An 8,308-nucleotide genomic window follows, 5' to 3' on the forward strand; every position below is an offset into this window, starting at 1 on the left:
AGCAAACGACACGAAAAAGCGCATATTTCTATCAAGGAATTATGCGCTTTTTGCTTCATTTTCGTGATGACAGTGTCTCGTTAAGGTAACCCTGTCATTAGGAGTTTAATGCAGTAAGACGCAGTGAGTACTGCAACAAAACCGACGCCGTATAAGAGTAAAAACCATTGCCATGATTTGAGTTGGGTGGCTTTTGCTTTCAGACTTTTTAGCTTCGTTATGTTGAGCGACATTAGTAACCCTCCTGATAATCTTCCACCTTGCCAGCAAAAACGCGATAGCCCCATAAGGTATAAGCACAAATCAATGGTACGAAGATGCAAATGCCCGGCAGCAAAAACAATAAACTGCTGTCTGGGGAGGCGGCTTCCATAAAGGTTAATTGTCTTGGTATTAAGTAAGGAAACAAGCCAACGACAAGACCCGCAAAGCCCAATAAGAAGAGCGTTGCAGCGTACCAAAATGGTCGGCTTTCATGATGAATGATGCCAGCGGAATGGCTGTTTAAATCTTTCCAAGCCAATACCGCGACCACTAAAGTGATGATAGGTAAAGGCGATAGCCATAAGAAATTGAAGCCTGAGAACCAACGCTGACGAATGTCTATTTGGCTCGCCACTGTCCACACGCTTACGATGATCATGGCGAAAATAGTGATCAGTAGCAGCCTTTTACCTAACTTTGCCGCGTGGTCTTGAATGCGTCCGCGGCTTTTCATAAACAGATAACAAGCGGCCAAAAGCGCATAGCCCGCCATCACAGCAAAGCCAGTCAAAATAGAAAACGGCGTTAGCCAGTGCAAGCTGGATAAACTGTCGACACCGACTGGCACGCCCTGAACAATCGATCCTAACAACATACCTTGGCAAAATGCCGCGATGGCTGATCCCGCACTAAACGCAAGATCCCAGTAAGGACGAGACGTCTCGGACTTAAACCGATACTCGAACGCCACACCACGAAAGATCAGCGCAAACAGCATCAACATGATAGGCAAATAAAAGGTTGAAGTAATGCCAGCATAAGCGGCGGGAAACGCCGCAAATAACACCACACCACCAAACACTAACCAAGTTTCGTTGCCATCCCAAACGTGTGAAATAGAGCGCATTAAATGGTCGCGCTCGCCTTCTTGGTTAAACCAAGGGTAAAGAATGCCAATGCCTAAATCGAAGCCATCGAGTAACACGTACATGAAGATGGCAAAGCCTAAGACAAGGAAGTAGAAAAAAGCCAAATCCATCATTTATCTCCTTGTGCTTGTAAAGTTTGATCGTTTGCTTGCTGTTCTTTCGTTGTTAGTGATTTTACCCAAGCCAATGCATAACCCGGTGCTTTCATACCGATCAGTTGCTGCTCTAATGTCTCCATAGACGGCGGCCCCTTCTTAATCAACTTGCGCATGAAGTAGAGATAAACACCAATCAGCAGACTGTAAATGATGACAAACATGGTCAAGGTGAATAGCACGCGTTCAGCTGGCAGTGGCGATACAATCTCAGATGTTCTAACTAGGTTGTAGACAATCCAAGGCTGACGGCCGATTTCCACCACATACCATCCCGCCAGAACAGCAATGACACCCATCGGTGTAAATAGCGTCACGATGGATAAGAAGGCTTTGTTTTCGTACAAACGGTTTTTACGACGCAGCAACAAAGCTAAGGCTGCAATGCCGATCATGCCAAAGCCAATACCCACCATGACACGGAAAGACCAAAACACTAACGGCACGTTTGGTCTGTCTTCTGGTGGTACGGCTTTCAAACCTTGTACCGCGCCATCCCAAGAGTGAGTTAGGATCAAGCTGCCTAGGTTTGGAATACCGACTTGATAATCGTTGGATTCGGTCTCCATGTTTGGCATAGCGAACAGTAACAGCGGTACGTTTTCTTCTTTTGCTGGCCAAATGCCTTCCATCGCAGCGAGCTTGGTTGGTTGATGTTCGTGTACATTTAAACCGTGCATATCGCCGATCCATGCTTGCAGTGGCGTTAGCACCAAGGCAAACCACATGCACATGGACAAGCCTTTTTTGGCAAAAGGAATGTTTTCTTTTTCAATAGGTAGTATGCACTGATGCCAGCCACGACAAACGTTGCGGTGATTAACGATGCAACCAGCATGTGAGTAAGTCGATAGGGCATAGATGGATTGAAGATGACTTCCATCCAGCTTGAGACTTCAAATTTACCATTGACGATCTTGTAACCTGCGGGAGTTTGCATCCAAGAGTTCGCTACAATGATCCAAAACGCCGAAATCCAGGTACCTATCATAACGGTCACCGTGGCGAAGAAATGCAATTTGCGGCCGACGCGCTGCCAGCCAAATAGCATGACGCCAAGAAAGCCCGCTTCCATAAAGAAGGCTGTCAGTACTTCGTATGCCATTAGGGGCCCAAGAATGGCGCCAGTAATTTCGGAAAATTTGGAGAAATTAGTACCAAATTCATAGGACAAAACAATACCGGACACCACGCCCATACCAAAGGTAATGGCAAAGGGTTTGATCCAAAATTTGGCCAACTGCAAATAGTAAGGGTTGTGTGTTTTAAGCCACAGCCCTTCCCAAATGGCAATCAGAGTCGCCAAACCAATGGTGATACTGGGAAAAATAATGTGAAAGCTCACCGTAAAGGCGAACTGTATGCGAGATAAAATGGCGACGTCGAGGTCCATAATGGCTCCCTTAGGGGTCAATCAGCGTTGTAAAATTATGCGTTTCTCTTGATTTTTAGCGTACGCATTTGCTGTAAAGCCAGAGGGAGTAGTGCTAAGCCTACAATGCTAAAAAGTGCGATGATTTCGGTCATTAAAAAGCCAGTATTCATGATGGTTGTCCTATAAGTTGAAGGTGGTTTGATATAGATCAAAGGTTGTCTTACCTATAGCAAGGGACAGGCCAACTATTAGTTAAATTTATATCATTGATTTTAAAGGAAAAATTTATTTCTTTGTGTGTGGTGTAAAAAGAGTTTACGATTTTCTCAGTTTTTGGTGTAAACGAGGTTTACGATTTTGACGCTTTCCTTAATGTTTGAAGTGGCCATGTTGGTCTCTAGTGTGTGTGGCGTTTTGGTGGCAGCATGGCTGCTATGGCGAGCGCGAAAGCAAGGCGACCTGCAGGCATTAGCAGGCTTTGCCATCATGATGGCGATTTGGTGTTTTGGTCATGTGGTGTTGTTTCAAGGCTACGAACGTGTGGGGGTTTACATTATTCTCGCGAACCCATTAATGCCGACTTTTTTCTTACATTTTGCGATTCGTTTTGTGAATTCTGGCGCAGCCAAAGAACCCATGCTCGATCGCTTATGTCAGGCTGTGCCGTGGTTTTATCTGACCAGTTTTACCGTGGTGTTGCAAAGCTGGTGGATGGAAGCTGGCGACGCCATTAGTACCTTAGACACACGTTCCTTTTTTATTTTTACTGAAGCGGGAACGTGGAACCTCGCCTACACGGTATTGATTGGTATGTTGGCACATGGCGTGCTGTTATTTGGTTGGTATCGACACTCTGGTAACAAACGCCGCTCTATTCTCGCCATGTTTGGTGTTGGCGCATGGGGCTTGTTGTTGGCGACCAGTTTTGTGTTTCCTTCTTTCGGTATTAGCTGGTTTCCCTATCCTATGTTGTTGCTGCCCACCTATTTGCTGTTGTTGGTTTATGCGGTGGTGCGCTATCAAATTTTATCCGTGAACGCGTTCGCCAATCGAGCCTTGCTTTGGGTTGCCATGATGCTAGTGATTCTCTGTGTGATCGCGGTTATCAGTGTGGTGTCTGGACGTGTTGGTTTGCAGGCATTGGCCAGTGTGCCTAGCTGGCAGTTGTGGTTGTATTCCTTGCTGATTTTGGTGGTGGCCGCGCTGATTTATCAACCTTTGAGTCGCTTAATTTCTCGGCTGATTTATCCCGGAGCCTCATTGAATGAAGCCGTGTTGGATACTTGGTCAACGCAATTAAAAGAGGCGCAAGATTGGTCGCAGTTGATTGCCATTGGTGAGCGTTTACTTTCTTTGCAGATACGACGCTGCGTGGCGATACAGCTGAAGCATGCGGATTTACCTGTTCAAGAACAGAATGACGCTCTGGCGATACGAGTCTCTCGATTAGAAACGGATTGGCACTTTGTTTTGATTGGCTGGGACGATGCCAGCCCCGGCATGCGTTTGACGGCGGAAGTGTTTGCGTCGCTATTTTCGACCAGCTGCGGCTTGCTTGAGCGCTCGTTGGCTTTGGCGGTGGCGGAGCGAAAACGCATGGACGAACAGCATCTGGTTGAGCTGGGCAGTTTGTCTGCGGCGATGGCCCATGAATTGCGTAACCCTCTCAATATTATTTCTATGGCCGCTTATGATGCACCAGTTGAAACGCGCCAACACATTCAGGCTCAGCTAAAACGCGCGGATCGTTTGGTCAGCGATATGTTGGTGTATTCTGGTGGGTTGAATTTGCAGATCGCAAAAACGCCCTTGTGCGCCTTGGTATCGAGTATTGTGACGCAAGCTCAGTTAGATGGGGTCGTGGTTGAACTTGAGATTGAACAGACGATGGAGCTAGCCGCTGACCCGCAACGGTTACAGCAAGTATTTATTAACCTGATCGATAATGCCGTGTCGTTTTTGCGCAATAGGCCAGATGGCAAATTATGTATTGAAGCCAAAGTGCAAGATCAGCAGACAGTGATTCAAGTGCATAATAATGGACCTGCCATCGACCCAAGTCTGCAAGGTGAGGCGTTATTTCAGCCCTTTGTTACTAAGCGAGCGGGCGGCAGTGGGTTGGGCTTGGCGATTGTGCGTCGTATTGTTGATGCCCATGGTGGTCGCATCCGACACCGAGACGATGCAGGTTGGCCTGTCACGTTTGAACTCATTTTTCCTCAATCCATTCATTTTACCAACGATGGGATACGCCACGAATGACACAAAATAAAATCCTTTTAGTAGACGATGAACCGGCGTTCCGTGAGTTGGCCAGCCGCTGGTTGGCAAACCAAGATTATCATGTGAAAACAGCGGCCAGCTTGGACGAAGCGCGAAGTGCTTTGGAATCGTTTGATGCAGATTTGGTGTTGCTGGATTTGTCGATGCCGCCGCATTTTGATCCTCAAGTCACGTTGAATTCGTTGGGCGATTTTGACGGTCGACCAGTGATTATTATCACTGGTCACGCGGATCGAGAACTGGCGTTGAAAGCCGTATCTCTGGGGGCTTGGGACTTCATTGCCAAGCCGATTGATCCTGATATGTTGGCGGTTGTGGTGCGTCGAGCGATCACCAAAACCACGTTGGAACGAGAGTTGAATCAGCTCAAACAAGCCTCACAATCACCTCAGGGTGCCGCCGCTTATATTGGTCATTCGCTCAGTTCGCAAAAAATCAGGGCGTTGGTGGAGCGCATTGCGCCAACGGATGTTCGTGTTTTAGTGACGGGGCCATCGGGTACCGGGAAAGAGGTGATTTCGCGCACCTTGCACGATTTGAGTCATCGTAAAACAAAGCCGTTTGTTTCTGTGCATTGTGGTGCCATTCCAGCGGAATTACTGGAAAGCGAACTGTTCGGTTATGTTAAAGGCGCGTTCACGGGCGCGGAAAAAGACAAAGTCGGTTTGTTGAGTTTGGCCGACGGCGGCACCTTGTTCTTGGATGAAATTGGTGAAATGCCGTTGGCGATGCAAGTCAAACTGTTGCGCGTTTTACAAGAAGGAACCTTCTTTCCGGTCGGTGGACGAGAACAAAAGCACATCGATATTCGAGTCATTTCTGCGACGAATGCTGACCTGTTAGAAAAAGTGCGTGAAGGCGAGTTCCGGGAAGATTTATTTTATCGAATAAAAGGCGTCAACATCGAAACTCTCGCCTTGGCCGATAGGCTCGACGATGTGCCGGTGTTGTTGCAAGCCTTTTTGCAGCGTTGGCAAAGTCAGCACGCTACGATGTTGAAACTCAGCCCGGATGCTGTGCAATGGTTCCGAGACCAAACCTGGCCGGGCAACGTTCGGGAACTGAAAAATACCTTAGAAAGCGTCGCGTCTATTTGCCCAGAAGGGCGCATCACCTTAGACGACATTCAGTTACTTTATCCAAGCAGTGCACCTGTTTTCGTCACGCCACTGACCAGCCATTTATCGCTTAATGACATTTCGCTAGATGAACAGGTTCGAGACCTCGAAATCCGCCTGATTACACAGGCTTTGGAGAAACACCAAGGTAACCGCACCCAAGCCGCCAAACAGCTTGGTATTTCGCGGCAGGGACTGATTAAAAAGATAGAAAGGTATGGTGTGTAATTTAATTGCTTACTTACGAAGAGGCTTTGCTTTCTACTACTTCACAAGCGATTTCACCATCCTGAACTCTGATTTTTATCGCGTCGCCTTTTTCAACGTTATTTACAGAGCGAATAACCTGTTTGTCTTTCGAGGCAATGGCGTAGCCTCTGGCTAGGGTGTTGAGTGGGCTGACGAGATTGAGCTTGTCGACGATGCGGGCAAAGGCGGTTTGTTTGTTAGTTAGGGTGTTGCTTAATGCGCGAGCAAGTCGAGCGTCGATGTCTTTGAGCTTTTGTCTGTCTTGGTCGATACGGCGAGTCGGGCTGTTTCTTTCGAGTCGATGAGCGAGGTTGACAGCTTGGCTTCGTTGCTCTGATACCTTGCGTTGCATGCTTTGTCGCAAGCGGTGCTTGAGTTGGTCGAGTTGATTTTGTTGTTGTTCGATTCGCTCTTTCGGATGGCGAATACGCTTGGTTGTGAAGTCGAGCTGTTGCTGGCATTGTTCAAGGATACTGCGACATGCGTCGAACTAGCTGCTTTTCTTGCTGTTCGATTTGTCGAATTAATTGATTGCGGTCAGGGCTTAAAAGCCCTGCGGCCGCGGTGGGTGTGGCGGCGCGAACATCGGCGACAAAGTCGGCAATGGTAAAATCGGTTTCATGGCCGACAGCCGAGACAATCGGCGTTTGGGCGGCAAATATTACGCGTGCCAAGGTTTCGTCGTTGAAGCTCCATAAATCTTCCAAAGAACCACCACCACGACCGAGAATAATGGCATCAAAGTGTCCGCTGCCATCGGCGCGTTGCAATTGCCGTAAGATGTTTTTAGAGGCATCTTGGCCTTGCACTAAAGAAGGCAGAATGGTGAGTTCGGTCAATGGGAAACGCCTGCGAAAAGCGATGATCATGTCGCGAACGGCAGCGCCGACAGGTGAGGTGATGATGGCAACACGCTCAGGTTTTGTGGGTAATGGTTTTTTGTGTTCAGGTGCGAATAGGCCTTCGGCCTGTAAATTGTTTTTTAAGCGTTCAAAGGCCTGTTGTAATGCGCCTTCACCCGCCGACTCCATGCTTTCGACACTGAGCTGGCAATCGCCTCTAGGACCATAGAAAGTGACGCGAGCACGCAGACGAACCATGTCGCCATCTTTCGGTTTGAATCGCACAGCGGCATTTTTGCCTTTGAACATGGCGCAGCGTATTTGCGCTTTGTCGTCTTTAAGGGAAAAGTACCAATGGCCGGAGCCGGGCTTGGCGAGATTGGAGATTTCTCCTTCCACAAGAATCCACGGTAAACTGGCTTCAAGTAGTTGTTGTATCTGTCTATTTAGCTGCGATACGGTAAAAGCGGTTTCTTGTGACGCCGACGTTGTAAAATTTTTCATCAATCTCTCGTGGTTTTGATTTACCGAATGCAACTAAAGGAGTAGAATTACTTGCCATCTTAACACCCTTGTTGGCATTGGAAACTCCCATTATGTTACGAATCGTGCAAGAAGCTTTAACGTTTGATGACGTATTGCTTATCCCCGGCTATTCCGAAGTTCTTCCTAAGGATGTTAGCCTCAAAACGAAAATCACTAAAGACATCGAGTTAAATATTCCACTGACGTCTTCTGCGATGGATACCGTTACAGAACATCGCATGGCGATTGCTCTGGCTCAAGAAGGTGGCATTGGCATTGTGCACAAAAACTTGACCATTGAAGAGCAAGCTCGTGAAGTTCGTCGTGTGAAAAAATTCGAAAGCGGCATCGTTCGCGATCTTGTTACTATCAATCCTGAAGCCAGCGTTCAAGAGCTTATGGATCTGACGGCAGCGAATAGCATTTCAAGTGTACCTGTTGTTCAAGGTTCCGATTTGGTTGGTATTGTGACTAGCCGTGATGTTCGCTTTGTTAAAGACTACGATAAAAAAGTCTCTGACATCATGACTCCAAAAGATCGTCTTGTTACGGCGCTTGAAGGGGCTTCATCTGGTTCTATCCGTAAATTGCTTCATGAAAATCGCATTGAAAAAGTGCTGATTGTGAA

At 47.4% G+C, this 8,308-nt stretch carries 8 protein-coding genes; 3 read left to right on the plus strand and 5 right to left on the minus strand.

Annotation, left to right across the window (positions count from 1 at the left end):
- Nucleotides 1-232: 232 nt before the first annotated feature.
- From cydB to N5P32_RS06590, 3 genes are read right to left on the minus strand one after another with little or no spacing between them, the layout of a single operon-like run.
- A complete protein-coding gene (cydB, locus tag N5P32_RS06580; RefSeq protein ID WP_265728317.1) occupies nt 233-1,246 on the minus strand; it encodes a cytochrome d ubiquinol oxidase subunit II in 1,014 nt (337 codons plus the stop codon).
- Nucleotides 1,243-2,022 (minus strand): cytochrome ubiquinol oxidase subunit I, encoded by a 780-nt coding sequence (locus tag N5P32_RS06585; protein ID WP_265728318.1) that lies wholly within the window; start codon nt 2,020-2,022, stop codon nt 1,243-1,245. The genes cydB and N5P32_RS06585 overlap by 4 nt, the downstream gene beginning before the upstream one ends.
- Entirely contained in the window at nt 1,995-2,681 is a 687-nt protein-coding gene (locus N5P32_RS06590; RefSeq protein ID WP_265728319.1) for a cytochrome ubiquinol oxidase subunit I, read from the minus strand. The genes N5P32_RS06585 and N5P32_RS06590 overlap by 28 nt, the downstream gene beginning before the upstream one ends.
- 339 nt (nt 2,682-3,020) lie before the next feature.
- Here N5P32_RS06590 and N5P32_RS06595 point away from each other — a divergent pair, with 339 nt between their 5' ends.
- On the plus strand, nt 3,021-4,925 hold the full coding sequence (locus tag N5P32_RS06595) for a sensor histidine kinase (RefSeq protein ID WP_265728320.1): 1,905 nt from the start codon (nt 3,021-3,023) through the stop codon (nt 4,923-4,925).
- Nucleotides 4,922-6,292, plus strand: a complete 1,371-nt coding sequence (locus N5P32_RS06600; protein WP_265728321.1) for a sigma-54-dependent transcriptional regulator — start codon at nt 4,922-4,924, stop codon at nt 6,290-6,292. The genes N5P32_RS06595 and N5P32_RS06600 overlap by 4 nt, the downstream gene beginning before the upstream one ends.
- A 13-nt stretch (nt 6,293-6,305) precedes the next feature.
- Here N5P32_RS06600 and N5P32_RS06605 read toward each other — a convergent pair whose 3' ends face one another.
- Both N5P32_RS06605 and xseA read right to left on the minus strand, forming a co-directional pair.
- The gene (locus N5P32_RS06605; RefSeq protein ID WP_322783837.1) at nt 6,306-6,785 is read right to left on the minus strand and encodes an exodeoxyribonuclease VII large subunit; all 480 of its coding nucleotides are present in this window, start codon (nt 6,783-6,785) and stop codon (nt 6,306-6,308) included.
- On the minus strand, nt 6,778-7,659 hold the full coding sequence (xseA, locus tag N5P32_RS06610) for an exodeoxyribonuclease VII large subunit (protein ID WP_265728322.1): 882 nt from the start codon (nt 7,657-7,659) through the stop codon (nt 6,778-6,780). Before xseA ends, N5P32_RS06605 begins: the two co-directional genes overlap by 8 nt.
- 92 nt (nt 7,660-7,751) lie before the next feature.
- Between xseA and N5P32_RS06615 the strand changes: the two genes are divergently transcribed.
- On the plus strand, nt 7,752-8,308 hold a 557-nt coding region (locus N5P32_RS06615), incomplete at its 3' end, for an IMP dehydrogenase (RefSeq protein ID WP_322783836.1).

It is taken from the genome of Marinomonas pontica (genome assembly GCF_026191375.1).
Taxonomy (GTDB): Bacteria; Pseudomonadota; Gammaproteobacteria; order Pseudomonadales; family Marinomonadaceae; genus Marinomonas; species Marinomonas pontica.